This window comes from Salinibacterium sp. UTAS2018 (assembly GCF_004118935.1).
In the GTDB taxonomy this organism is placed as follows: Bacteria; Actinomycetota; Actinomycetes; order Actinomycetales; family Microbacteriaceae; genus Rhodoglobus.
Genome location: NZ_CP035375.1, coordinates 1,530,069 through 1,556,220 on the forward strand (window position 1 = coordinate 1,530,069; position 26,152 = coordinate 1,556,220).

22 protein-coding genes are annotated in these 26,152 nt (G+C 63.0%); 17 read left to right on the forward strand and 5 right to left on the reverse strand.

The window, feature by feature from the left end; translation table 11 throughout:
• Positions 1–36: 36 nt before the first annotated feature.
• On the reverse strand, positions 37–3,561 hold the full coding sequence (rpoB, locus tag ESZ53_RS07340; protein ID WP_129072226.1) for a DNA-directed RNA polymerase subunit beta: 3,525 nt from the start codon (positions 3,559–3,561) through the stop codon (positions 37–39).
• A gap of 211 nt (positions 3,562–3,772) precedes the next feature.
• Complete coding sequence (gene speB / locus ESZ53_RS07345) at positions 3,773–4,786, reverse strand: agmatinase (RefSeq protein ID WP_129072227.1); 1,014 nt, start codon at positions 4,784–4,786, stop codon at positions 3,773–3,775.
• A 79-nt stretch (positions 4,787–4,865) separates the two neighbouring features.
• Here speB and ESZ53_RS07350 point away from each other — a divergent pair, with 79 nt between their 5' ends.
• From ESZ53_RS07350 to ESZ53_RS07385, 8 genes are all read left to right on the forward strand, one after another.
• Positions 4,866–5,732, forward strand: a complete 867-nt coding sequence (locus tag ESZ53_RS07350; protein ID WP_129073536.1) for a spermidine synthase — start codon at positions 4,866–4,868, stop codon at positions 5,730–5,732.
• A 347-nt stretch (positions 5,733–6,079) separates the two neighbouring features.
• Complete coding sequence (locus ESZ53_RS07355) at positions 6,080–6,622, forward strand: alternate-type signal peptide domain-containing protein (RefSeq protein WP_129072228.1); 543 nt, start codon at positions 6,080–6,082, stop codon at positions 6,620–6,622.
• Positions 6,623–6,716: 94 nt separating this feature from the next.
• Positions 6,717–7,298 carry a TasA family protein gene (locus tag ESZ53_RS07360; RefSeq protein ID WP_129072229.1) on the forward strand — a complete coding sequence of 194 codons (582 nt, stop codon included), beginning with the start codon at positions 6,717–6,719 and terminating at the stop codon, positions 7,296–7,298.
• 41 nt (positions 7,299–7,339) lie between these two features.
• Complete coding sequence (locus ESZ53_RS07365) at positions 7,340–8,248, forward strand: hypothetical protein (protein ID WP_210403776.1); 909 nt, start codon at positions 7,340–7,342, stop codon at positions 8,246–8,248.
• A complete protein-coding gene (locus ESZ53_RS07370) occupies positions 8,239–9,105 on the forward strand; it encodes a hypothetical protein (RefSeq protein WP_129072231.1) in 867 nt (288 codons plus the stop codon). Before ESZ53_RS07365 ends, ESZ53_RS07370 begins: the two co-directional genes overlap by 10 nt.
• Positions 9,098–9,790: a signal peptidase I gene (locus ESZ53_RS07375; protein WP_129072232.1), complete on the forward strand. Its 693-nt coding sequence runs from the start codon at positions 9,098–9,100 to the stop codon at positions 9,788–9,790. Before ESZ53_RS07370 ends, ESZ53_RS07375 begins: the two co-directional genes overlap by 8 nt.
• Positions 9,791–9,814: 24 nt before the next feature.
• On the forward strand, positions 9,815–10,282 hold the full coding sequence (locus ESZ53_RS07380; protein WP_129072233.1) for a SprT-like domain-containing protein: 468 nt from the start codon (positions 9,815–9,817) through the stop codon (positions 10,280–10,282).
• Between the two features lie 111 nt (positions 10,283–10,393).
• A complete protein-coding gene (locus ESZ53_RS07385; RefSeq protein WP_129072234.1) occupies positions 10,394–11,056 on the forward strand; it encodes a CGNR zinc finger domain-containing protein in 663 nt (220 codons plus the stop codon).
• A 32-nt stretch (positions 11,057–11,088) separates the two neighbouring features.
• Here ESZ53_RS07385 and ESZ53_RS07390 read toward each other — a convergent pair whose 3' ends face one another.
• Together ESZ53_RS07390 and ESZ53_RS07395 are read right to left on the reverse strand one after the other, a co-directional pair.
• Positions 11,089–11,391 carry a DUF427 domain-containing protein gene (locus ESZ53_RS07390; protein ID WP_129072235.1) on the reverse strand — a complete coding sequence of 101 codons (303 nt, stop codon included), beginning with the start codon at positions 11,389–11,391 and terminating at the stop codon, positions 11,089–11,091.
• Between the two features lie 86 nt (positions 11,392–11,477).
• The gene (locus tag ESZ53_RS07395; protein ID WP_129072236.1) at positions 11,478–12,020 is read right to left on the reverse strand and encodes a 2-phosphosulfolactate phosphatase; all 543 of its coding nucleotides are present in this window, start codon (positions 12,018–12,020) and stop codon (positions 11,478–11,480) included.
• Positions 12,021–12,091: 71 nt separating this feature from the next.
• Between ESZ53_RS07395 and ESZ53_RS07400 the strand changes: the two genes are divergently transcribed.
• From ESZ53_RS07400 to ESZ53_RS07415, 4 genes are all read left to right on the forward strand, one after another.
• A complete protein-coding gene (locus tag ESZ53_RS07400) occupies positions 12,092–12,592 on the forward strand; it encodes a hypothetical protein (protein WP_129072237.1) in 501 nt (166 codons plus the stop codon).
• A 64-nt stretch (positions 12,593–12,656) separates the two neighbouring features.
• Positions 12,657–13,652 carry a DNA topoisomerase IB gene (locus ESZ53_RS07405; protein WP_129072238.1) on the forward strand — a complete coding sequence of 332 codons (996 nt, stop codon included), beginning with the start codon at positions 12,657–12,659 and terminating at the stop codon, positions 13,650–13,652.
• Positions 13,653–13,686: 34 nt separating this feature from the next.
• Positions 13,687–14,289, forward strand: coding sequence for a DUF1684 domain-containing protein (locus ESZ53_RS07410; RefSeq protein ID WP_129072239.1), 603 nt, complete (start codon positions 13,687–13,689; stop codon positions 14,287–14,289).
• Between the two features lie 297 nt (positions 14,290–14,586).
• Positions 14,587–16,263 (forward strand): DEAD/DEAH box helicase, encoded by a 1,677-nt coding sequence (locus ESZ53_RS07415; RefSeq protein ID WP_129072240.1) that lies wholly within the window; start codon positions 14,587–14,589, stop codon positions 16,261–16,263.
• A 653-nt stretch (positions 16,264–16,916) separates the two neighbouring features.
• On the opposite strand, the gene ESZ53_RS07420 is transcribed toward ESZ53_RS07415, so the two are convergent.
• Positions 16,917–17,456 (reverse strand): NUDIX hydrolase family protein, encoded by a 540-nt coding sequence (locus tag ESZ53_RS07420; protein WP_129072241.1) that lies wholly within the window; start codon positions 17,454–17,456, stop codon positions 16,917–16,919.
• A gap of 102 nt (positions 17,457–17,558) precedes the next feature.
• Here ESZ53_RS07420 and ESZ53_RS07425 point away from each other — a divergent pair, with 102 nt between their 5' ends.
• The 5 genes from ESZ53_RS07425 (at position 17,559) to ESZ53_RS07445 (ending at position 25,694) form a co-directional block, all read left to right on the forward strand.
• Positions 17,559–18,341 carry a hypothetical protein gene (locus ESZ53_RS07425; RefSeq protein WP_129072242.1) on the forward strand — a complete coding sequence of 261 codons (783 nt, stop codon included), beginning with the start codon at positions 17,559–17,561 and terminating at the stop codon, positions 18,339–18,341.
• A 119-nt stretch (positions 18,342–18,460) separates the two neighbouring features.
• Positions 18,461–19,321 carry a hypothetical protein gene (locus ESZ53_RS07430; RefSeq protein ID WP_129072243.1) on the forward strand — a complete coding sequence of 287 codons (861 nt, stop codon included), beginning with the start codon at positions 18,461–18,463 and terminating at the stop codon, positions 19,319–19,321.
• A 22-nt stretch (positions 19,322–19,343) separates the two neighbouring features.
• Positions 19,344–19,967, forward strand: a complete 624-nt coding sequence (locus ESZ53_RS07435) for an alpha/beta hydrolase (RefSeq protein WP_129072244.1) — start codon at positions 19,344–19,346, stop codon at positions 19,965–19,967.
• Between the two features lie 140 nt (positions 19,968–20,107).
• Complete coding sequence (locus tag ESZ53_RS07440) at positions 20,108–24,841, forward strand: ATP-dependent helicase (protein WP_129072245.1); 4,734 nt, start codon at positions 20,108–20,110, stop codon at positions 24,839–24,841.
• A complete protein-coding gene (locus ESZ53_RS07445; protein WP_129072246.1) occupies positions 24,834–25,694 on the forward strand; it encodes a DNA-formamidopyrimidine glycosylase family protein in 861 nt (286 codons plus the stop codon). The genes ESZ53_RS07440 and ESZ53_RS07445 overlap by 8 nt, the downstream gene beginning before the upstream one ends.
• The last annotated feature ends 458 nt before the right edge of the window (positions 25,695–26,152 follow it).

Here is a 26,152-nt window from a genome sequence, read left to right on the forward strand (position 1 = left end):
CTCTCTTCGAAAGTTCTGCAGTCGTGGTCGGTCGAGTTAAATCTCGTCAACAGACGAGGACTCGAACCGCGCGGAAATGTTGATGCCCAACTCTTCGGCGGCACGGAACGCTTCATCGTCCGAGTCGCGCAAGTTGACCGTTGAACCGTCAGCCGAAAGAACTTCGACGTTGAGGCACAGCGACTGCATTTCCTTGATGAGAACCTTGAAGCTCTCGGGGATACCGGGCTCCTGAATGTTCTCGCCCTTAACGATGGCTTCGTATACCTTGACGCGACCGAGGATGTCGTCCGACTTGATCGTCAGAAGTTCCTGCAGAGCGTATGCGGCACCATAGGCCTCGAGCGCCCACACTTCCATCTCACCGAAGCGCTGTCCACCGAACTGAGCCTTACCACCGAGTGGCTGCTGAGTAATCATGGAGTACGGACCGGTTGAACGAGCGTGGATCTTGTCGTCAACGAGGTGGTGCAGCTTGAGGATGTACATGTAACCGACCGAAACGGGAGCCGGGAACGGCTCACCCGAACGACCATCGAACAACGGGGTCTTACCCGTGTGGTCGATGAGACGAACGCCATCACGAGTAGGAGTCGTGGAGTCAAGAAGACCCGCGATCTCCTCTTCGTACGCACCGTCGAATACAGGGGTAGCAACCTTGGTTCCGGGAGCAGCGCTGAACGCTTCCTCCGGAAGGTTCTTGGCCCACTCCGGCTTGCCTTCAACTTCCCAACCCTGCTTCGCAACCCAACCGAGGTGAGTTTCGAGAACCTGACCGAAGTTCATTCGACCGGGGATACCGAGCGGGTTCAGGATGATGTCGACCGGGGTTCCATCGGCCAAGAACGGCATGTCTTCGACAGGCAGAATCTTGGAGATAACACCCTTGTTGCCGTGACGACCAGCGAGCTTGTCACCTTCGGTGATCTTGCGCTTCTGGGCGATGTACACAACAACACGCTGGTTGACGCCCGAGCCAAGCTCGTCATCGTTGTCTGCGGAGAATTCCTTGACAGCGATGATCGTGCCCTGCTCACCGTGGGGAACCTTCAGCGAGGTGTCGCGAACTTCGCGGCTCTTCTCGTTGAAGATGGCACGGAGCAAACGCTCTTCAGCCGAAAGCTCAGTCTCACCCTTAGGCGTGACCTTGCCGACGAGGATGTCGCCGGGGCGAACCTCAGCACCGATACGGATGATTCCACGCTCGTCGAGGTCAGCCAAAAGTTCTGGGCTAACGTTCGGCAGATCGCGCGTGATCTCTTCTTTACCGAGCTTGGTGTCGCGAGCATCCACTTCGTATTCTTCGATGTGGATCGACGACAGTACGTCATCCTTGACCAGGTTCTGGCTCAGGATGATCGCGTCCTCGAAGTTGTGACCCTCCCACGGCATGAATGCCACGAGGAGGTTCTTTCCGAGGGCGAGCTCGCCGTTTTCGGTTGCCGGACCATCAGCGATGACCTGGCCAACTTCGACGCGCTCTCCGGCGCTGACGATGACACGGTGGTTGTAGCTCGTGCCCTGGTTAGAGCGGTTGAACTTGCGCAGGAAGTATTCCTGCGTTCCGCCCTCATCGAGCTGAACAACAACGACGTCTGCAGAAACCTCAGAGACGACACCGGCCTTGAGCGTGGTGACAACGTCACCAGAGTCAATAGCGGCGAAGGCTTCCATACCGGTTCCGACAAGCGGGCTCTCGCTGCGCAGCAGCGGGACAGCCTGACGCTGCATGTTGGCACCCATGAGTGCGCGGTTTGCATCGTCGTGCTCGAGGAAGGGGATGATCGAGGTCGCTACCGACACCATCTGGCGCGGCGAGACATCCATGTAGGCAATGTCTTCAACGGGAACGAGGTCAACCTCGCCACCCTTCTTACGGGCAAGAACGCGGGGCTCAGCGAACCGCATGTCCTTGGTAAGAGGCGCGTTTGCCTGCGCAACGATGAAGTCATCTTCATCGCTTGCAGTCAGGTAATCGATGGTTGTCGAAACAACGCCGTCGATCAAACGACGGTACGGGGTCTCGATGAAACCGAAGGCGTTAATACGGGCGAACGAAGCGAGCGAACCGATCAGACCAATGTTGGGGCCTTCAGGAGTCTCAATCGGGCACATACGGCCGTAGTGAGAGGGGTGAACGTCTCGAACTTCAACGCCAGCGCGCTCACGGCTCAAACCACCAGGGCCCAGCGCCGAAAGGCGACGCTTGTGGGTCAGTCCCGCGAGCGGGTTGTTCTGGTCCATGAACTGCGAGAGCTGCGACGTACCGAAGAACTCCTTGATCGCAGCGACGACGGGGCGCACGTTGATCAGAGTCTGCGGGGTGATCGCTTCGATGTCCTGCGTGGTCATGCGCTCGCGAACGACACGTTCCATACGGCTGAGGCCGGTACGAACCTGGTTCTGGATGAGCTCACCCACGGCACGGATACGACGGTTACCGAAGTGGTCGATGTCGTCGATGTCGATACGAAGGTCGACCTTCTTGCCGTCGCGAACACCCTTGACGCTGGCTACGCCGCTGTCACTGACAGAAACGTTGGGAGCAGAGGTGTCGTGGAGCGACACCATGTACTTGATGGTGGCGATGATGTCTTCAACGGTGAGGACCGACTCTTTAATGTCGGTGTCGAGGCCAAGCTTGCGGTTGATCTTGTAACGACCAACCTTCGCGAGGTCGTAACGCTTCGAGTTGAAGTAGAAGTTGTCGAGAAGCGCGCGTGCGGCTTCTGCAGCTACCTGCTCGCCCGGACGGAGCTTGCGGTAGATGTCCTTGAGCGCCTCTTCCTTGGTAAGGATGTTGTCCTTTTCCAAGGTGGCCTCGATCGACGGGAAGCCCTTGAACTCCTCGAGGATCTCTTCGCTGGACAGGCCGAGGGCCTTCAGGAAGACCGTGACCGACTGCTTGCGCTTGCGGTCGATGCGAACGCCGACCTGGTCGCGCTTGTCGATCTCGAACTCAAGCCAAGCACCGCGGCTCGGAATGATGCGAGCCGAGTAGATGTCTTTGTCGGAGAGCTTCTCGGGCTGGCGGTCGAAGTACACACCGGGCGAACGAACGAGCTGAGAAACAACAACACGCTCGGTTCCGTTGATGATGAAGGTACCGCGAGCCGTCATGAGCGGGAAGTCACCCATGAAGACGGTCTGAGTCTTGATCTCACCGGTGAGGTGGTTCATGAACTCAGCGTTGACGTACAGAGGCGCAGCGAAAGTCTTGCCGCGCTCTTTGCACTCATCAATGGAGTACTTCGGCTCTTCGAGCTCTGGATCGGTGAACGACAGTTGCATCGTCTCACCGAGGTCTTCAATCGGCGAGATCTCTTCAAAGATTTCGTCGAGACCACTGCGTGTGGGCAGATCGGTGCGGCCAGCGGCAACACCATCCGTTACACGAGTTTTCCAGCTGTCGTTGCCGACGAGCCAGTCAAAGCTCTCGGTCTGCAATGCAAGCAGATCGGGAACCGTGAGTGTGTCAGTAATTTTAGCGAAAGAAAGCCGCGAAGCTGCGCGGCCATTCTTGGGGGACTTATTGGTGGACGCATCGCGCGCAGCAGCCAAGGAACAACCTCCGTGAACCCCGTCGGGTTCGTCTGTCAAGATGATTGACGGTCGGTAATGAAATGCTCACCAGAAACGCCCCGCCGCTATACTCGGGGCACCCAGCTGTCCGCAATATGACCGCTTAATTTGTCTGGGAGCGCAAGGATCTACTATAAGCCGGTTTGGCACGCCGTGTCCACCCGATTCTTGACCTATCTGAGATTTTCCACTAGGGGTTTGCTGTGAGTCCCGTTGCTCGCTTCTTCGCCGCCATCGCCCCGAAGGCCTCCCAGATGAGCCGGTGGGCGTTGTTTACGGTGATGTCGGCGTGGTCATAGGCCGGCGCAACCTCCATGACGTCGAAGCCCACGACATCCGTTTCGAGCACAATTTGGCGCACAATGCGCAGCAAGTCAATGGGCGCGAAGCCGCCGGGCTCAGGGGTGCCGGTCGCCGGCGCGAAGCCCGGGTCGAGCACATCGATGTCGATCGAGATATAAACCTTGGATGCTCGCGCCTTCGCCGCCGCGATGATCTCGGGGATCATCTCCTTGACGCCGCGTTCCCAAAACTCTTGCATCATGAAGTGCTTGAGGCCGTTATCGCGCATCCACTTCTGGTCTTCTTCTCCTGGCCAGTAGCCGCGGAGGCCGACCTGCAAGAAATTGGGACCGGGGATCGCGCCCGACTCGATGAGACGGCGCATCGGGGTTCCGTGGCTGGCGAGGTTGCCCTCGAGAATGTTGGCAGTGTCAGCGTGCGCATCGAAATGGATCATGACGACGTTGCCGAAACCGTGGTGCTCGGCGACCGCCGTGGCTGCCGGCCAAGTGATCGAGTGGTCGCCACCAATGATGAACGGGACGATACCGCGACTGGCGACCTGCGAGACGCGCTCGTGAATCGCAGCCCGCGATAGCTCCCACATTCCGTGGCTAGTGATGGCATCCCCGTAGTCGACAACATCGAGGTGGTCGAAGATCTCGACACCGAGATCGAGGTGATAGGTGCCAGGGTCGTAGGCGCTGGCGCGCAACGCACGCGGGCCAAAGCGAGCGCCCGGGCGATTGGTGGTGCTGTCATCCCACGGAGCGCCGACGACCGCGACATCCGGCTTCCAGGAATCAAGCTGCTCGGGCTCGCTCAGCATCGGTCGCATTCCGAACGTCGCGGGCCCCACATAGGACTGCGCGTTCAATTGCGCCTGGAGGTGGGGAGGAAGTTCGCGGTTCGTATCGGCCATGCTTCACCGTAGCGCTCAGCAGTTCTGGAACCCGCGAGCGCGACTGCATGTCACGACGGAGTGTGGCAAAGTCAATGCCATGGCCGAGCATCCCAGCACCACCCTGAAATTGAGCGGCCACTTTGCCGAGATCGCCCCTGACCGTTGGCAGGACGGCGCGTTCACCCTCACAGTGGACGGCACTCCGCAATCGCACGTGAATATGGATGACCCGAGCCAGCTGTTCTTCGAATACGTGCAGCGCATGGGACACGTCATTGACCAGCTCTCTGAACCCGGCGCCCCCATCAGCGCGGTTCACCTCGGCGGTGGCGCCCTCACCCTGCCCCGCTACGTCGAAGCCACGCGCCCCGGCTCGCGCCAACAGGTTGTCGAGTTGGAATCGGATCTCGTGGACTTTGTTCGTGCGGAGCTTCCGTGGTCGAAACGGGCCTCCATCCGCGTTCGTCACGGCGATGCCCGCGAAGTACTAGCGAAGTTTCCGGCGGGAATGCGCGGAGCCGTGGACCTTCTCGTCGTGGATGTCTTCAGCGGCGCCCGCACTCCGGCCCACGTGACGAGTGTTGAGTTCTACGAGGAAGCGATGACACTGCTCGCTCCGGAAGGCGTTGTCGTCGTCAACGTTGCCGACGGCCCAGGGCTAGCCTTTGCGCGCAGCCAGGCCGCAACACTCAAGCACACGGTGGGACATGTGGCCGCTCTCGCCGAGACTCAGATTCTCAAAGGACGCCGTTTTGGCAACATCGTGCTCGTCGGTTCTCCGTCGGCACTCCCCCTGCACTGGATGCCGCGGCTTCTCGCCGGCGGTCCGCACCCCTCAAAAGTGGTTGCCGGTGTGGAACTTTTGGACTTTATTGGAAGCTCTCCGGTCGTCACAGACGCCACTGCGGTGAAATCTCCACCCCCATCCAAAAATATTTTTCAGGTCAAACCGGGTAGAGGATAGACAGATCTGTCCCTTTGTACCCCGGTTTTTCTGAGACTTTCGGGGTACAAGCGCTGTACCCTTTTCGCGGTTTTTGGGCGACAACCCCGTAAAAACGGGGTATTTCGTCCCCCAAATGAGTGTGTCTAGTCCCCCATGGTGCGGACATGGGGTGCCCCCCATTACTGGGGACTGTCCTCCTTAGTGAGGACATATAGATTCGTTTTTAGGAAGTTGAGAGCGAGGCCCGAACCTCGTTTCTACTCACCTGAGATGCAGGAACCCGAAACCGGCACACAGCTTCTTGAATCCCGATAACCCGAACCACATTCATCCCGGCCAGCCTTGCTGCGCCGCGAAAGGACATCATGAACAAGCTCGTCAAAGGCTCCATCGCAGGTGCAGCAGGAATCGCTCTTCTCCTCGGCGGAGCAGGAACGCTCGCCTCGTGGAACGCATCAGCAACGGTCGCTTCCGAATCAGCCATCACCGCCGGAACATTGAACATCAAGGCTGCCGACGCCGGCGTCTGGGTTTTCAACAACGAGAAGGTTGACCTCAAGGACATCAAGATCGTTCCGGGCGACAAGCTCACGTACACGAGCACCTTCGAGGTCACCGCCACCGGTGACAACCTCAAGGCCACCGCCGATATCGGCAAGGCTTCGATCTCCGCGCTTAACTTCGAGTCCGACGCGGACGTCAATCTCGCTACGAAGCTCGAAACCAGTGCAGCGTTCACCGTCAACGGCAAGGCGACCGACGCAATCGTCACCAACCAGGGAACTCAGAAAGTGGTCGTCACCGTCACGATCACCTTCCCGAACGAAGGCGCCGGCGACGAGAACAAGGCAATGACCGGATCGGTCAACCTTAACGACTTCACCGTCACGCTCTCGCAGAAGAACTAGTTTTACCCGGCGGGGTGTGCGGTCTGGGGGGACGCACACCCCGCAATCCTCTTCACAGTATGTAGATAGCAAGCTCATCGAAAGGCGGTGCACCATGAACTCGACAACAGTCCGAGGGTCGCACCGCCTTGACATGGTTAACGGCCGCCACCAGCGCCGTTCCGCATCACCACTCGCCACTCTCGGCAAGGGCACCTTCGGCGCCATCAAAGCACTGGCCATTGTGGCCATCGCCGTGTCAATCGGCCTCGTCGGCACCGGCGGCACGTACGCCTACCTCAATGCTTCGGCTACCGCGGCACCCGGCGCGACCGTCACGGCTGGCACTGCAGGTCTCAAGGTAAGCAGCCAGGCGTTGAACTGGTCGGCTCTTGCGCCGGGCAAGACAGTAACTGGCACTTTCACCGTGACGAACACCGGTGATGTGCCCCTCGTACTTTCCGCTGCGATTGCAGCGAAGATGACCCCGTCATCCGCCACCAATCCATTCACGATCACGGTCGCCAACGGCGCGTGCCCCACGTCTGGTGTTCCCTCCGGAACACTGAACAGCACCGTCGCCGCCGGAGCCAGCACGAGCGCCTGCCTCGTCGTCGCTCTGCCGGCGAACGCACCCGCGAGTGCGCAATCCGCGAGCGCCGCGATCACCGCGACCATCTCTGGGGTGCAGAAATAATGCACACAGCAAATCGCCGATCGCCTGTGGGCTACCAAGGAATGAAGTCATCCACTCGGATCTCTTTCATCGCTGGCTTCGTTGTTTTTCTTTCGCTCGTCTCGGGTGTCAGCTTCGCCGCGTGGAGCGCCTCGTCAACACAGACCGCTACCGCTTCAGCCGGTGCCGTCGCCCTGACGACAGCGACCGCTAGCGGCGCATCCACGATCTCCGCACTCGGACCGCACACCTACACCGCGAGCAATCAGTCGCTCACCAAGGCCATTACGGTTCGCAACACCGGAACGGTCGAAGCAACGGTCTCCACCATCGCTATTACGCGCTCCGGAACACTCGGCGGTGATCAGATTGCCGTGAAGTTCTGGGTTGGCACGAACTCCTCGTGCGCCGCAACAACTCCGGTTGTATCGGCGACACTGGCCGGCGGGACCGTATCGCTGAGCACCCTCAAGATGAAGCTGGCTTCGACCGGCAGCGCCATCCTGTGCACCTCGACCACTTTCACGGGCAGCCTCGTTAGCCAAGCAGGCAAGACGACCACCGCGACGTTCGCTATCAACTCGAGCGCTGGCACCAATTGGAATGCCACCGATGTTGTCGCCGAAGCAGGGCGCTCGTTCACTCAGTCGATCTTCCAGACCAAAGCACCCAACGCTCCCACAGGAACGATGTGCGTCAACGAACGCAGCGACTACACGGTCACCGTCTCGTGGAACGCTCCCGCCGGATTCACCACACCCAACGGCGGATACAACGTCTACTACGACGGCAGCCTGATCGGGAACTCTACGACTACCACCGCTTCCATCACAGGCAACGCCACCTGGGCAGATATTACAATCCGCGCTGTCGCGTCAGACGGAACAATGTCGGTCGACTCAGCAGATATCCCGGTTCGCCCTCGCGGTTACGAATACCGCTCCGGCTACTACGGAATCGCATGCAACTAGCACTTCGCCGCACTGTCGGCATCACCGCAGCAGCAGCATTGAGCCTCTTTCTCGGAGTGGCACCGGCAAGCGCCGCAACGGGCGGCGGCGACATTGAACTCAGCGCTGACGGCGTGAGCTTTGCCAGCACCTACCCGGGCGCAGTGTTCGACAGCGTCGCTTTGCTCAGCCCGGGCGATAGCCAGACCGAGACTATCTACGTGCGCAACACCGGCACCGCCGCGGGTTATTTGCGAGTCACGATGCGCGATGTTTCATTCTCCGATACGACCTACGCGGATGCCCTGACCGTGACCACGAGCGCGCCCAGCAGCGCTGGCTCCTCACACTCCCTCAGCGCAGCAGCACCGTGCCTCGTTACCCACGAAGGGACGGTCATTGCCGCTGGCCAGACCGTGCCCGTGACGGCGACGCTCGACCTTGGCGAACTGACTGGATTGCAGGGGCAGGGAGCCACGGCATCCGTTTCGCTTCGCTTCACGCTGTCGGACACCACACCCGGCAGCCTCCCGGCCACGCAGTGCGCGAACTCTGGTTCAACGGCTGTGCTCGTGCCGGCGTCGCCCAGCTCACCGAATACACCCAGCAGCCTTGACGGCACTGCGGTCGCCGGAAGCGTAACGGCCTTGACTCTCCCGACTCCGAGCCCGAGTCCGAGCCCCGCGCTTGCCGGCCCCGAAGTCGACTCGGCAAACGGACTTACCCCGACCTTCCCGAGTGGATTTACTCTCGACCCCAACTCATGGCGGCTCTACCAGGAGTACCTTGTACTCATCCTGTTCTTGGCCGCACTGGTCGGCGCCGGCATCTCGTGGATAGTCGGCCTACGCACACGAAAGGACGCTGACGATGTCTGACCTCTCGACTCGTGCAGCCGCCCGTGACACCGCCAACGCTGACGAAGAAAAGTCCCGCGGAATTCTTTACTACCTGGGCATGGGTATTAGTGGCGGCCTCTTCGCTCTGGTGCTGCTGGTGGGGGCGCTCGTCATCATCGTTCCCAACCTCGCGGGCGCATTGCCTCTGACAGTGCTGACAAGCTCGATGGAGCCGAACCTGCCGCCCGGCACGCTCATCGTCGTCAAGCCGCTCGAGACTGATGCGATCGTCGTGGGAGACGTCATCACCTACCAAATCGAATCTGGCAAGGCGGGCGTCATCACGCACCGCGTTACCGGAATCACCAACTCAAGCGACGGCAGCCGCACCTTCACTTTGAAGGGCGACAACAACGACGTCGCCGACGAGCTGCAAGTTTTGCCCGTTCAGGTGCAGGGCAAGCTCTGGTACAGCGTTCCGTGGATCGGTTACGTCAGCAATTTCGTCAACGGCAATGCGAAGAGCTGGCTCATACCCGTGATCGCCATCGGCCTCTTCGTCTACGCCGGGTTCATGATCGCCAGCGGAATCATTTCGGGCGCCCGCAAGCGCAAGCGTCGCCGGGCCCGCGCTCAGCGTGAAGCCGAGCGTGCAGCATCCATCGCAGCAGCAACCGAAGCGGATGCGGTCGAGCCAGCCGATAACCGCGTGCGGTTCGACTAGCCGCCCATCCATTAGCCTCGACAGGTGGCTGAACTTTCCCGAGTGCGCGTGTGGGCGGATGCTCTCATTCGATTGCACTTGGATGACAGTTGGCAGTTCACCTTCGACAACGCCAAAACGCGGGCCGGGCTCTGCAACTTCACGCACAAGCGCATTTCGGTGTCGCGATATTTGGCGGCGCGGTACGAGGATGACGAGATTCACCAGATTCTGCTGCACGAGATCGCGCACGCCATGGCTGGCTCCGGTGCCGGGCACGGAGCGCAATGGAAGGCCGTAGCGAAAGAGCTCGGCTACGAGGGCAAGCGACTGCACGGTGGAGCGATCGCCGATGAGTTTGCACCTTGGGTTGGCACCTGCCCGGCCGGTCACCAGCATCACCGCTATCGCAAACCGACCCGTGTTCTCGCGTGCGGGCTCTGCTCGCGCAAGTTCAGCACGGCCAATCGCATTGACTGGGTGCACCGGGTGGTGGCGCGGCCGCGCGGTTAGGCAATCCAGCTGAGACGCTGCCCGCAGAGTGGTGGCCGATGCCTGACGCGAGAGGCCAGCCGCGAGCGCGACCGGTCATCGGGGCATCCCGTAACCGGCGATAATGGTTAGGTGCCTCATCCCGAAACCACTGCTCCTACTGTCACGCCCGCAACTACGCCCGCCCCCACGCCCACCGCCGATAATGCCGGTGGCGCCACTGGCCAGTGGTTCACCTCGAGCACGTCACGGCAGTGGTGGTTTGACTCGGGTGCGCGTGCCCTCGACTTCGCCTACACCGGCGCGATGGGCAACAATCCCGCGTGGGAACGACTGAACACTCCTGCCGATCTGGCGACCTGGCTCGAGGGCCGCTTTGAGGCCTGCGATGGCACGGTGACCGATCGCGACCTCACTGACGCGAAGGGCTTGCGCGAAGCGATTGCCTCGATCGCCACCACGCTTAGCGTGAACGGCACTCCCGACTCTCGCCAGGTCGACATCATCAATCTTTTTGCTGCGACCCCGGATGTTCCGCCCCGGCTGACCGGCGGAAGCCTGCAGGCCGGCCGCACCCGCGTTCGCACCGGTCAGGCGCTCGCGACCCTGGCGCGCGAAGCGGTCTTTCTCTTTGGCGACGACCAGCTCGAACGCATCCGCGAATGTGCTGCTGACGACTGCGCCCTCGTCTTCTACGACGAATCACGCTCGAACAACCGCCGCTGGTGCTCGATGCAGCGCTGCGGTAACCGCGCAAAAGTGCGCAGCCACCGTGCTCGCAATGCGGCACGCTGACTGCGCACTAAAGGGGTGCTCTCAGCCGTCGATTAGTCGACGAACTGAACCTCTTTCCAGAAGGTGACGTAGTTCGAGAAGTCCTTGCCGACGCGCTCTGCGGCGCCCGGGAGGATGTTCGGGTAGCTGAACGCGCGGTCTTGGTACTTCTGGCCGTTGGCGCTGACTACGAAGTACTGGCAGTCACCCTTCCACGGGCAGTGGTACGGGGTGGGGCTCTTTTCGAGCAGTTCGTGGTTCACGCTGGCCGGTGGGAAGTACCAGTTGCCCTCAATCTTGAGGAGATCTTCCTTGGGTGCTTCTGCGATGACGGTGTCGCCGATTACTGCCTTCATACTGTCCTCCATTGAGTTGGTCGGGGTGAGTCAGTGACAGGTAACGCAGTCAGTGACCCTCCGGTTCAACGCTCACGGAGCAATGGTCATTCCCGAACGAGTTCCCGGCTGTGCTGAACGATGGCAAAACTGGCTGAAGCATTGCTGACAATGGCCGCATCGAGGGCGCCGCGTCCGGCATCCTGAATCAGCAGCTGACCCGCCGTGCTCGCGGACAACAAGTGGTTGTGGGCTGACTTGAGGCCAGTGAAAGCGGCGACAGCGGATGCCGCTTCCGGAGAAATGTAATCAATTCCGGCATCCGCGAGAGCATCCACAATCGCGCCTCCAGCCAGGAGGTCGTCGACGGTGAACCCGCCGTCCGCAGTTCCGGCAGCAATAACGGCGACGGTGAAGCGGTCACCTTTGAGCTCTTGTTGCGCGATAACCCATTCGGCGACGGCTGTGGCTGCCCCGGTGCCGGCGCTGAGAATCGCGAACGGTCCGGGCAGCTCGGGGGCGGGCGTGGAACCGTCGGCGAGAGCATCCGCCCACACGACAACATCGGCGCCGTCGCTCAACTCGTGCGCTTGCGCGCGACCGAAGCCAAAGCGGACTTGGTACTGGGGTTGGGTGCGCGGATCGTTCATTTCTCGAGGCTAAATGGTTTTGATTCGAGCCAACGCTGGATTACTGAATGTGACAAGAGGACACTAGAGGAATGCGCGTGCTCCTGAAGTTTGAACTCGATTGTGCCCCCGACGATGCGTGGCGCGCCATCCGCAGTCCTTCCGTATTTCAGGAGGTCTCGGCCCCGCTCTCGACTTTCACTTCGCTCGAGGTCGGTGGCTTTCCCGAACTGTGGGGCGCGGGCGAGCATCCGGTGCGGATGTCTGCTGCCGGGCAGTTCCCTGTTGGCCGACAGGTGATTGATGTGTCATTCCCGGATGCCCCTGACGGGGTTCGAATCATGCGTGACAGTGGCCGCGGGCTCAGTGGGCCTCTCGCTCTCGTCACGCAGTGGGAACACTCCATGGCGATCAGCGCCGCCCCCGGAGGAAAGACCCTCTACCGCGACCAACTCGTGTTCAGCGCAGGCATTCTCACTCCCCTGATGTGGCCGCTGTATTGGGCGTTCTGGCAGTGGCGCGGCATAGCACTCCGACGTCTTGCGCCGTCTTGGGGTTGGGGCACAACTAGGAGAAGTAATCTCAGCCTTTAGGTTGACCGTTCTGGCTTCAGCCGTCGGCTAGCGAGCCGAATCGTGGGCGCGAAAGGAACATGCGGTGCCTCGACTGCGGCGGAGCAATACAACAGGGCGCGGGTACTCGCGCAAGCGATCAGGTAAGGGATTTAGCTACAGCGACCCTGCGGGCGCAACGGTTACCGAATCAGAGCTGAAGACCCGGTTTGCCGCGCTCGGCATCCCGCCCGCCTGGACCGACGTGTGGATCTGCCCCTACGAAAACGGGCACGTTCTGGCCACCGGTTTCGATGAAGCGGGCCGCCGCCAGTACATCTACCACCCGGCCTGGCGCGAACGTCAAGATCGCGTGAAGTTTGACCGCGCCCTCGAGCTTGCCGCTGTACTGCCCGGTGCGCGCGGCGTCGTCACTCGCACGCTGCGTGCGAGCGAGGACCCTCGCGAACGCACCCTGGCCGCAGCCTTTCGGATGCTCGACACGGGCTCCCTGCGCGTCGGCAGCGAACGTTATGCCGAAGAGCACGGCAGTCACGGCCTTTCCACGCTGCTGTGCGATCACGTCACCGTGATCGGAGACCGCGTACAGCTCTGCTTCCCCGCCAAGAGCGGGCAACAGTGGGAAAGTGAAATTGTGGATGCCGACCTCGCCGAGTTCATCCGGCGTCGCCTTCGCAGCGCTCCCGATGCTTCGGTTCTCTCGTGGCGCGAAGGCCGCGAGCGCCGTGCCCTCACCGCGGTGGACATCAATGCCTACGTTCGCGAACGCACGGGCGGCGACTTTACGGCGAAAGACTTTCGCACGCTGCGTGGCACGATTGCGGCGGCGTCGAGTCTGGCGGTGAGCACGGCTGCTACCGACGTGGCCGTGAAGAAACTAAGCCAACGGGCGCGCGCGGGATTGATTCGGCAAGCGATGGAGGCCGCCGCCGAAGTGCTCGGCAATACTCCGGCTATCGCCAAGAAGAGCTACGTCGACCCTCGAATCGTTGACCTGTTCTCGGCGGGCGAGACTATCGATGCTCGGCGGCTCGCCTCCGCCGAGAGTGAAGTGCGGGCGCTGCTCTCCCGAGACAAGTAACGGCCTAGTCGGCGGCGCGGGTTAGCCTGAACCCATGACCGCTCTTCAGGTAGCCGACTGGCGCCGCCGCAACTTTGCTCTCTACGCCGCTATTCGTGAGAACCCGGATGCCGCGAGCGCCCACGCCGACTGGCGTGCGGGACGAGATGAGATGTTCGCCACGCATCCAGCCTCGCCGCTGTTGCCGGAGGACCTGCGCGATTTCACCGGGCTGCCGTTTGAGCCGTACGATTCCGCCTGGCGCTTCGAGGCATCCATTGTTCCGGGCGACGGTCGCCGTATGGACGTCGAGACGGGAACGGATGGCGTGGTGCCGTTCGACCTACTCGGTACGGTCGAAATTGAGTCGGTTGGCTCGCTCGATGTGTGGCGTCTGGCCTCGTATGGCGGCGGTATCTTCATCCCCGTGAAGGATGCTCTTTCTCGCGTGAAAGGCGGAACCTACGGTGGTGGCCGCTACCTTCTCGACACCGTGAAGGGTGCCGATCTGGGGCCGGGCAGCACGCCCGAGTCGCTCGTGCTCGACTTCAACTTTGCGTACAACCCGTCTTGCGCCTACGACCCCGCGTGGGCGTGCCCGCTCGCCCAAGCCGGCAATACTCTGGCTGGGCAAGTGCCGGTAGGCGAGCGTTACTAGGGGCGTTGCTGCTACGCTGGGGTTACTTGCGAAACAAATATGTTTCCCTGCGTCGTAGAACGCTTCCCTCTTCTCGCCCACGTCAATCAGAAACGTGTGGCTCGTAGAAAACTTTCTCCGGCGAACTGGAGTAATCCGCGCCGAACGTAAGTTCGAGATCTGACCTGTGTGCCGCATCCGTGCGAAACGCCTGATTGGGTCGGTGTAGATCAGCACTGCCACGTTCAATTCGAACTGTGCGTGTGCGCCTCCGGTGTAACGCCCATCTGTTACTTATGCCCGAAAGGCACCACCGTTTTGACTGAACAAACTTTTAGCTCGCTTGGCGTACCCGCCCCTCTCGTTGCTGCTCTTGCAGCCGATGGCAAGACCACGCCGTTCCCCATCCAGCTCGACACCCTTCCCGACACCCTCAACGGCCGCGACGTACTCGGCCGCGGTAAGACGGGCTCGGGCAAGACCCTCGCCTTCTCGCTTCCCATGGTTGCTCGCCTCGGCGGCAAGCTTTCGGGTGGCAAGCGCCGCCCGGGTCGCCCGCTGGGACTCGTACTCGCCCCGACCCGTGAACTCGCCACGCAGATCTCTGCTGTGATCGAACCTCTCGCTGCCGCGTATGGCCTCAACACCACCACGATCTTCGGTGGCGTCAGCCAGAACCGCCAGGTTGCGGCTCTCAAGGCCGGCGTCGACATCGTCGTTGCCTGCCCCGGTCGCCTCGAAGACCTCATGAAGCAGGGCTTCGTGAGCCTCGACGCGATCGAGATCACCGTGCTTGACGAGGCCGACCACATGGCCGACCTCGGCTTCTTGCCCGTCGTCACCCGCATCCTCGACAAGACCCCGAGCAATGGACAGCGCATGCTGTTCAGCGCCACCCTCGACAACGGTGTAGACAAGCTGGTTCGCCGCTTCCTGCACAACGAGGTTCTGCACTCGGTCGACGAAGCAAACTCGCACGTCTCCGCCATGACCCACCACGTCTTCGAGACCGAAAGCGTTGAATCGAAGCGCGTTCTCATCGAAAAGCTTGCTTCGGGCACCGGCCGCCGCATCCTCTTCATGCGCACCAAGCACCACGCCAAGAAGCTGGCACGCCAGTTGACGGACGCCGGAATCCCCGCCGTCGACCTCCACGGAAACCTCTCGCAGGTTGCCCGTGACCGCAACCTCGCCGCGTTCTCCGCTGGCGACGTGAAGGTGCTTGTTGCTACGGACGTCGCAGCGCGCGGCGTGCACGTGGACAACATTGAGCTGGTCATCCACGTTGACCCGCCGGCCGAACACAAGGCGTACCTGCACCGCAGTGGCCGTACCGCTCGTGCCGGAGAAGAGGGCGACGTCGTGACGATCGTTCTTCCAACCCAGCGCAAAGACACTGCAGCACTGTTGCGTAAGGCCGCCATCACGGTGACCCCGCAGCACGTCAACGCCAAGTCAGAAGCCGTTGTGGCCCTGACCGGTGAGGTCGCCGAATACGTGAAGCCTGAGCCTCGCGCCGCAGCTCCCGCCCGTGGCCAGTCGCAGGGTGGACGCTCGCAGGGTGCCAACGCCCAGCGCAAGCGTTCGCGCCGCGGTGGCGAAGGTGCCGGATTCTACGAAGGCGAACGCGATGGTGGCCGTGAGGGTGGCCGTGGTGGCGCCGGTGGTCGTGGCGGCAACGGTGGCGGTGGCGCTCGTGGCGGCCGTAACGGTGCAGCACGCGATGGTGCTCGTGAGGGTGCTCGTGAGGGTGGCCGCGACGGTGCTCGCGGTGGCCAGCAGCGTAACGATCGTCAAGGCTCCGGCCGTGGCGCAGTCGTTGCCGGTTCGGGTTCGAGCGAACAGCGTTCGACTCACCAGCCTCGCCAGCAGCAGTCCGAAGCCCCCTCGCGTCCGCGCGGTGGCAAGGGTCGCGCTCAGGCCGGCAACGGTGGACCGGTTCGCGTCGGCCAGGTCGTACGACCCAACCGTCGTGCCTCGAGCAGCGGGCGCTAAGCCTTAGCTCTTTCTGGTGCGCGTGAGCGCGCTGCCGGGCACGCGTGAGCGCGTCGGGCACGCGTAAGTGTGTCCGCGAGCACGCGTAAGCGTGCCACAGTTTCACCGTCGAGGGCGGCGAATCCCCTCCAGCAGCGCTGGAGGTGGGGTTCGTCGCCCTTCCGCGTTTAAGGGCGCTCTCTCTGACTGGGTCGCTGGGTGCTGGGCGGCTAGCTTGGCAGCTCGCTGTTCGGGTGACCTGCCGGCCAGACAGCCCGCCTGATCAACCTTTGGAAATTCAGGAAATTCTGTTTCGACGCACGTTCACGGGCGCCAGCGCGCCCGGATTTCGGGGCATCCAAGCTGGCAGCCCAGGCGCGCGCATCAGATTTCCTGAATTTCCAACGTTGCACAGCTCCAGTACGAGCGGCGGGCGCGCAATGCGCAGCACAGCGCCCAACGGCTGCCGGCCGGCGCACAACGACTCTCCGGCCGCAACCGCGGTCACGCTGGTCTACGGAAACTCAGGAAACTCTGTTGAACCGACCGCGTGCACGGCATTACTCCCGCAGAGTTCTGCGCTTTTTGCGTGACCGAGCGCGAACGCGCGAACGGATTTCCTGAATTTCCAAAGCCTGCCCTCAGCAGACTGACGGGCAGGAGCTAGCGGGCAGTTACGGCAGAACGCCGACGGAGGCGAGGGCGGCGCGCAGCAGTGCTCCGCGGCCGCCTTCCATATCGGCGGTCACGTCGTCGGCTACCGCCGCGGCGGGGCTCAACCAGGTGAGCTCGAGCGCATCCTGACGCGGTTCGCACGTGCCGGTGACGGGAACGACGTAGGCCATCGAGACGGCGTGCTGGCGGGGATCCGTGAACTGGCTTTCGCCGGGCCACGGAAAGTATTCGGCGACCATGAACGGGGTCGGGCTCGCGGGCAAAAGCGGGAAGGCCATCGGGCCCAGATCCTTTTCCAAATGACGGAACAGAGCGTCGCGCAACGTCTCGCCAAACATGACACGGCCCGAGACGAGCGTGCGAGTGATCTCACCATCGTTGCCGCGCACCAGGGTGCCGACCTCGGTGACGCGACCCAGCCCATCCACGCGTACCGGAACGGCCTCAACGTAGAGAAGCGGTAAGCGTCTGCGTGTCTCAGCGAGCTCTTCGTCTGATAGCCACGAGGAGTTGGGGTCTGGTGTGCCGACGGAGCTCATGCTCCATTGTCACCCATCACGGAACGTTTAGTGCGCGCCAACGTCGCGCCGATTCGCTAACATTCCTCAGATGGGCATGCGCCCTTTCGTTGAGAGGGCACCATGACTGATGAGACACCGCACGGTTCGGCACCCGAAGAGGTACCGGTGAACACTGCCGACAACACGGCTGCCAAGTCGGGCCTGCCCGGCTGGGCCTGGGCTCTGATCATCGCCGGCGCACTGTTCGTCATCGGGATTATTGTCACCGTTGTAATCGTTGCCGTCGTCATCGTCGGTGTCGCGAACAAAGAGGATTGCAGCCTTCCCGGTAGCTGCGGGCAAGGCCTGCCGCCTATCTCCGCCGAAGAACCAGCGGAGCCCGCTAGCGGCGACCGCATCACCCTCGACGGCAACGCCAACTTCGGTGAGCCGCCCGTCTGGGGCGTACCGTTGGATGCCGACTGGGAGATCAAGGTTTTCGACGAGGATGGCATCAATAGTTTTGGAGATCCCACCACGGGCTGCAACATCGTCACCTCCCAACGTCAGACTGCGGTGAGCACTCCCGCCGGAGGCGATCTCGCAGCATCCCAAGCAGCGATGCAGGAAGAACTCGACGCCCTCATGTTGAACGGCGTTTCGATGCAAGAGCTGGATTCGGGCGTAGTCGACATCGCGGTGGCATCCGAGTCCAGCGGCGTCAGCATTGAATTCTTGACCACAGCCCAGTACCAGGAATCTTCTGAAGGAACTTCTCGGGTCTCAGAGCTTCTGGTGCGGGGTATGCCCGCGTCGGGCAGCATCATGGCTGCGCTGGTTTTGTGCGAAACATCGGTCTACGAAGCTGGGGAGTCACCGTTCAACGACCTCGTCAGCGGGCTCGCTGTGACGGCCAGTTACTAGTCGTCCACACCCTGACATGCGCCGCCGCAGTGCACAATTCTCGCGGTTCCGGGTGGCGGTAGCTACCCCCATAACTAGCGTTCCTTTGCGGGCACTCGCCTGCAGTGCGAAAGGGAACCATGACCGAGAACGCCTCCACTTCTGCCGAGCCCTCAAGCCCGGCGCCGCCAGACGCTGAGCACCCAGCTCACACACCGCCTATTACCGCTGGGCAGGAGCATCCCGATCACGCGAGCACCGTTGTGATCTCAACCGTTCGGCGTCGTTGGCCCTGGTGGGCATGGGCGTTACTCATCGGCATTCCCGTGATGATCGTGTCAGGTATCGCCAATACGCTTATTGCCAACGTTGTTCTCGACCGCGCACTACAGACCGTAATTTGTTACGCCGATGGATACTGTGGGGTCGACAATGATGCTTCTGCGGGTTCTGCCGAAGATCCGAGTGGCGAGGTATCGGCAACGAATCACGTCCCCATCGACGGCAGCGCGATCTTCGAGGGCAACCCGGTGTGGGCGTTGACCCTCGACCCGACCTGGCAGCCCCTTGACCTCGATCTGGTCGGCCTCGCGGCGTATCGAGACGATGCCACCGGGTGCGAGCTGATCGCTTCGCAGAGCTTCGCTGCACCAAACGCCGAGGATGCTGGGGATGCCGTGCTCTCCGCTGATCTGCTTTCTCAGGAGCTCGACGCACTGACGGCCGGCAATTCTGAGGCGTTGGTGATCAATGCCGGCGCAGCGACCAGCATTCCCGTCGTCGCTGCCGAAAGCGGGTCAACGATCGACTTCCTGTCGGCGACTATCAGCCAAAGAAACGCTGACGATGTCGCCATGAGCACTGAAATCGTCGCGCGGTCAATGCCAAATTCTGGCGGCGCTCTTGTCGCAATGCTGACGTGCGAGACCGCTACGATCCCGACGTTCGGCGAGAAGTTCAACTTCTTCTCTACGGCACTTGCCGTCACAGTCGGCCCCTAGCCGCGCCGCGTAGGCTTTGGGCATGCAGATCGATTCCTCCGCAGTGCTCTGGTCGGCCCCTGAACGCGAACGGGCCGGCCGCCCGCTCATCGTGCTGTTGCATGGGTACGGCTCCCACGAGGGCGATCTGTTCTCGCTCGCTCCCGCCCTGCCACTCGGCCCCGTGATTGCTTCACTGCGAGCACCGATCCCCGAAAGCGGCGGGTTCTCGTGGTTCCCCATCGATCTGAGCGGCGGCGGACTCCCCCAGGTTTCTGGCGTGGATGACGCAGCTAACGCCGTGCTCGAATGGCTCGATACCCAGCAGTACACGAGTGTGAGCCTCCTCGGTTTCTCGCAAGGGGCCGCCATGTCGCTCCAACTCTTGCGGCTCGCCCCGGAACGCTTCGCGAGTGCCGTCGCACTCTCCGGGTTCGTGGCCAGCGCCGAGCACCCGGGAGATGCGGCGCTCACGAGCATCCGCCCGCCCGTATTTTGGGGTCGAGGTACCGATGACCCGGTGATTCCCGCGGCGGCAATCGCGCGCACCGAAGAGTGGCTCGTCGACCACACACGCGCCGAGACCCGCATTTATGAGGGGCTCGCGCACGCAATCTCTACCGATGAGCTCAACGACTTTGTGAGCTTTATGCACGGGCACGCGTAGCGTTTCATGGTGCGGTTCGCTGTGCGGCCGCGAGTGAACGGCGGTTGCGGTGGTGCGTCGTTACCGCCGTTGGCAGTCGCGCTGCACGCCTACGGCGAAATCCGTAGGGCACTGTCAGGGGTTGCGACGAAGATAGAGATATGAGCGACGTGCTCGGCAAATTTTCGCCCGCCACCCGAGAGTGGTTCGAGGGCGCGTTCGATGCTGCCACCCCGGCCCAGCTCGGGGCATGGGATGCAATCTCTACCGGAGCCCATGCGCTCGTCGTTGCCCCGACCGGTTCGGGCAAGACGCTTGCCGCTTTCTTGTGGGCGATCGACCAGCTGGCCTCGAGTCCACCGCCCGCGAACCCCAAGCAGCGTACGCGCGTGCTGTACATTTCTCCGCTCAAAGCCCTCGGCGTTGACGTCGAGCGCAACCTTCGTGCTCCTCTCGTCGGCGTCACCCAAACCGCACGCCGGCTCGGGCTTGGTGAGACGGACATCACCGTGGGCGTGCGATCGGGAGACACGACCCAGCAAGACCGGCGTCTGCTTGCCCGACTGCCTCCCGACATCCTGATCACGACTCCTGAGTCGCTGTATTTGATGCTCACTTCGGCGGCCCGCGAGACCCTCAAGAATGTCGACACGGTAATCATCGACGAGGTGCACGCCGTCGCCGCTACTAAACGTGGTGCGCATCTGGCGTTGTCGCTCGAACGGTTGGATGCTCTGCTCGCGAAACCCGTGCAGCGCATCGGCCTCTCCGCGACCGTGCGCCCGATCGAAGAAGTTGCGCGATTCTTGGGCGGCCGCTCCCCCGTGACGATCGTGCATCCGCCGTCGACCAAGACGTTCGAGTTGAGCGTCGTCGTTCCCGTGCCCGACATGACGATTCCCGGCACGGTTGCTTCCGCGCGCGGCAAAGCCAGCGGCGGCGACGGCAGTGACGATGAAGCAACGCCCGAGTCGGCGGCATCCCTGTGGCCGCACGTCGAAGAGCGCATTGTCGATGCGATTCTCGAGCACCGCTCCACCATCGTGTTCGCGAACTCTCGGCGCCTCGCCGAACGGCTGACGGCACGCCTCAACGAGATTTACGACGAGCGAATGAACGACGGCAGCGTCGACGGCGACGCAGCCCGAGCCCGCAGCCAAGCCAGTGCGGATGCCACCGCCTACGCCGCCCCGCAACAACCGTGGAAGCCACCCTCCGACATGATGGCGCAGGGCGGATCCACGATGGGCGCCGCCCCGCTGCTCGCCCGCGCGCACCACGGTTCCGTGAGCAAGGACCAACGCGCGATCATCGAAGACGACCTCAAAACCGGAGTGCTTCGTTGCGTCGTCGCGACCAGCTCGCTCGAACTTGGCATCGATATGGGTGCCGTGGACTTGGTGATTCAGGTCGAGTCGCCGCCGTCGGTCGCGAGCGGGCTTCAGCGCATTGGGCGAGCCGGGCATCAGGTCGGAGAAATCTCCAAAGGCATGCTGTTCCCGAAGCACCGCACCGACCTCATCCACACCTCTGTTGCTGTTGAGCGGATGCGCAGCGGACAGATCGAAGCGCTCTCGGTGCCGACGAATCCGCTCGATGTGCTCGCGCAACAGACCGTCGCGGCCGTCGCCCTCGACGAGATTGAGATCGAGGACTGGTTCGACACCGTGCGCCGCAGTGCGCCGTTCTCGACCCTGCCCCGCAGTGCATTCGACGCCACCCTCGACCTGCTGAGCGGCCTCTACCCGAGCGATGAATTCTCGGAGCTGCGCCCTCGCGTGGTGTGGGATCGCGTGGCCGGCACCATCAGCGGCCGCCCCGGCTCGCAGCGCTTGGCCGTCACCTCGGGCGGCACGATCCCCGACCGCGGCCTCTTCGGCGTGTTCATGATCGGCGGCGAAGCCGGCGCTCCCGGCCGTCGCGTGGGCGAACTCGACGAAGAGATGGTCTACGAATCGCGCGTCGGCGACGTCTTCGCGCTCGGTACCACCAGCTGGCGCATCGAAGACATCACCCACGATCAAGTGCTCGTCTCGCCCGCCTTCGGGCAGCCCGGTCGCGTGCCGTTCTGGAAGGGCGATGGCCTCGGCCGCCCGGCCGAGCTGGGCGAAGCTATCGGGGCGTTCACTAAGGAAATCGCTACGGCATCCGCTGACGATGCTCGCGCTCGGGCTGAATCAATCGGGCTCGACGAGCATGCCGTGAGCAACCTCCTCGCGCTGGTTACCGAGCAGAAGGCAGCGACGGGGCACGTTCCGAGCGACACGACTCTGGTGGTGGAGCGATTCCGCGACGAGCTGGGCGACTGGCGCGTGATCTTGCATTCCCCGTACGGCATGCCCGTGCACGCACCGTGGGCCTTGGCGATTACGGCGCGCATCCGCGAACAGCTGGGAGTGGATGGCGCCGCCATGGCCGGAGACGATGGCATCGTCGTGCGCATTCCCGACACCGATGCCGCGCCGCCCGGTGCCGACCTCTTTGTGTTCGACGCTGACGAGCTCGAACAGATTGTCACGGAAGAAGTGGGCGGTTCAGCCCTCTTTGCCGCGCGCTTTAGGGAGTGCGCTGCTCGCGCCCTGCTGCTGCCGCGTCGCGACCCCGGCAAGCGTTCGCCGCTGTGGCAACAACGCCAGCGGGCCTCGCAACTGCTGGATGTGGCGCGCAAGTATCCGAGCTTTCCGATCGTGCTCGAGACCGTGCGCGAAGTGTTGCAAGACGTGTACGACCTGCCGGCGCTCACGGCGCTGACGAAGCGGATCGCGAGCCGCGGCATCCGCGTCATGGAGACCGAGACGGACGTGCCGTCGCCGTTCGCGCGCAGCCTGCTGTTCGGCTATATGGCCGCTTTCGTATACGAGGGCGATTCGCCGCTGGCCGAGCGTCGCGCGGCCGCGCTCTCGCTCGACCCGGCACTACTCGCCGAGCTTCTGGGCCGTGCCGAACTGCGCGAGCTGCTCGACCCCGATGTGATCGCCCAGACCGAGAACGAGCTGCAGCGACTGGTGCCAGAGCGTCATGCTCGGGATGCCGAGGGCATCGTCGATCTGCTGCGCGTGCTTGGCCCGCAGACCGTTGCCGAGATCGAGGCGCGCTCGCTCGTGATCGGCACTGCCCTCGCCACCGACTTGGCCGGGCTCGCGAAAGCGAACCGCGTGCTCGAAGTGACCATTGCGGGCGAACGCCGCTGGGCCGGCATCGAAGACTCCGCGCGACTGCGGGATGCGCTTGGGGTTCCGCTGCCCATTGGTGTGCCCGCCGCGTTCATCGAACCCGTTGACGATCCCGTCGGCGATCTCGTGAGTCGCTACGCCCGCACCCACGGTCCCTTCACACTCGCGGATGCCGCCGCCCGCTTCGGTCTCGGAACCGCCGTCGTGCAGGACACCCTGCGTCGCCTCGCAGCTGACCGCCGTGTCGTCGATGGGGAGTTTCGCCCCGGAGCGAGTGGCACCGAGTGGTGCTCGGTGGATGTGCTGCGACGCCTGCGCAGCCGCTCCCTTGCGGCACTACGGCAAGAGGTCGAGCCGGTGTCGCACGCGACGCTGGGACGGTTCCTGCCCGCCTGGCAACACGTTTCCGCTGCCGGTGACTCCCTGCGCGGTATTGATGGCTTGGCGCAGACCATCGACCAACTTGCTGGGTACTCGGCCCCGGCATCCGCGTGGGAGAACTTCATTCTGAGCGCGCGCGTACGCGACTACTCGCCCGCGTGGCTCGACGAACTGACGACCTCGGGTGAGGTGGTCTGGGCCGGGCAGGGTGCGCTGGCGGGTAGCGATGGCTGGATTAGTTTGCACCCGGCGGCGACCGCAGCGCTGACGTTGCCCGAGCCGGATCGCGACGGGCTAAGCGAACTGCAGCAGAACATTCTCGAGGCTCTAGCCGGTGGCGGTGCGTTCTTCTTTAGGCAGCTCTCGAACCAGGTCGGCAGCACCGATGACAAGGTGCTGCTGAAGGAGCTGTGGGATTTGGTGTGGCGTTCGCTCATCACCAATGACAGTTTTGCGCCGTTGCGCGCGCATCTCGGTGGGACGCAGCGGGCAACGCGGGCTCCTCGTCCGGCGCGGGCTCGGGCCTATCGCGGTCGCGTTTCGACGGTGGCGCAGGCCGGGCCGCCGAGCGCGTCCGGGCGCTGGGCGCTGCTCGAAACGGCCGAAGGTGACACGACGGTGCGGGCCAAGTCGACCGCCGAATTGATGCTCGAACGGCACGCTGTCGTCACGCGCGGCGCTGTCGTCAGCGAAGGCATCCGCGGTGGCTTCGCCCTGACGTACCGCGTGCTGAGCGGCTTCGAGGAAACCGGCCGGGCACGCCGCGGCTACTTCATCGACGGTCTCGGCGCCGCGCAGTTCGCGACCGGCGCGACCGTGGACCGCTTGCGTGGTTTCACTCGGGATCCGGATGCTGCGCCCGAACTTCGCGCGATCACGCTCGCCGCGACTGACCCGGCGAACCCGTACGGGGCTGCGCTGGGGTGGCCGGTGGTTGGCGGCGAGGATGCTGGGGCTGGCTCGGCGACAGGTACTCCCGCAGGGAGCGACTCGGACGCCCCCTCGTCGCCAGACGAAGGCTGGGCGACAGCCGCAAAGTCCGCCGCGGATGCTCCCAAGAAGCACCGCCCGGGCCGCAAGGCCGGCGCCGTCGTCGTGATGGTCGATGGCCACCTCGCCCTCTACTTGGAGCGCGGCGGCAAGTCCCTGCTCGCCTTCGATCTCGAGCCTGCCGTCGTGGATGCCGCGACGCGTTCACTCACGAGCACCCTCCGCGGCACCCTGCCCAAGCTGCGCATCGAGAAGGTCAACGGTGATTTCGCCGTCGGTACTCCCGTGGGCAAAGCCCTCGTAGAGGCCGGGTTCGTGGCAACACCGCAGGGGTTGAGACTTCGTGCCTGAGGGTGATTCCGTCTATAAGGCGGCCGCCAAACTGCGGGCGGCTCTCGACGGCCAGATTCTCACCCGCACCGACTTTCGGGTGCCCGCCTTCGCGACGCTCGACCTCAGCGGCCAGGTCGTCACGAGCATCGTGCCGCGCGGCAAGCACCTGCTGATTCGGGTTGCGCCGGCCGCCGACTCCGTCGCTTCAGCAGCCTCGGGCGCAGTCACCGGCTCAGGCACAGGCGCAGCCGTCGAACCCGGCGGCGGCCTCACCATCCACAGCCACCTCAAGATGGAGGGCGTGTGGCAGATTTACGGCGCCGGGGAACGGTGGCGCAAGCCCTCCTACCTGGCTCGCGGGGTGCTGAGTACCGCATCGAAAGTGGCGGTAGGTTTTGAACTGGGGCTGCTTGAGGTGGTGCCCACGGCATCCGAAGACAGCATTGTGGGGCACTTGGGCCCTGACCTTCTCGGGCCGGACTGGGATGCCGAACTCGCTTTGGCGAACCTGCTGTCAGACCCAGCGCGTCCGGTTGCGCTCGCGCTGCTCGATCAGCGGAACCTCGCCGGCCTCGGCAACGTATTCGCGAACGAGTTGAGCTTTCTGCGCGGTGTGCGCCCCCACACTCCCATCGGCGAGATCGCGGACCCGAAGCGCCTCGTCGCGCTCGGCTACAAGGCGATCATGGTGAACAAGGACCGCCCGATCCGCAATCTCACGGGCCTGCCGCGCGGCAAGCCCCGCTACTGGGTGCACGGGCGGCGCGGCGAAGCGTGCCTGCGCTGCGGCACCCGCATCGAGTCGGATCAGCTCGGCACTGGCCCCACCGACACCCGCTACATGTGGTGGTGCCCGAGCTGCCAGAAGTAGGGCTCACGCAGTAACAGGCAGTGTCGCGCTCCGCGCAGCCTGGGCTCGCCAATGCTCTGGAGCAATCCAAGCGCGTGTTTTCGACCCAGACGATTCAGCTAATCGTCGTTCCTTTGCTGCGACGAACGAAAGACCACGAACTCATCGCCCTCATACATCCTCGTACTCCGGCCATCAAAGAAAACAATGTCAACGCAATCCGACCCGTCTGGAACTAGCTCGACGATCGCTGAATCAAATTGTTCACTCCAATCGCCTTCCTCCAGCTCGAACGGGAGCGTAATCACCATCCGCCGCCCACCGGGATCGGAATCATCGAAGTCAGCGAGAACGGGTGTCATACGAGCAAGAATGCCATCGAATGGTGCGCGTTTTGCCAAGGCCTGCCGTAGCGGATTTCACTAAGCCGAGCCCAATCGCTGCATCCGACTGATATTCGACACATGTGCTGGCGCCGC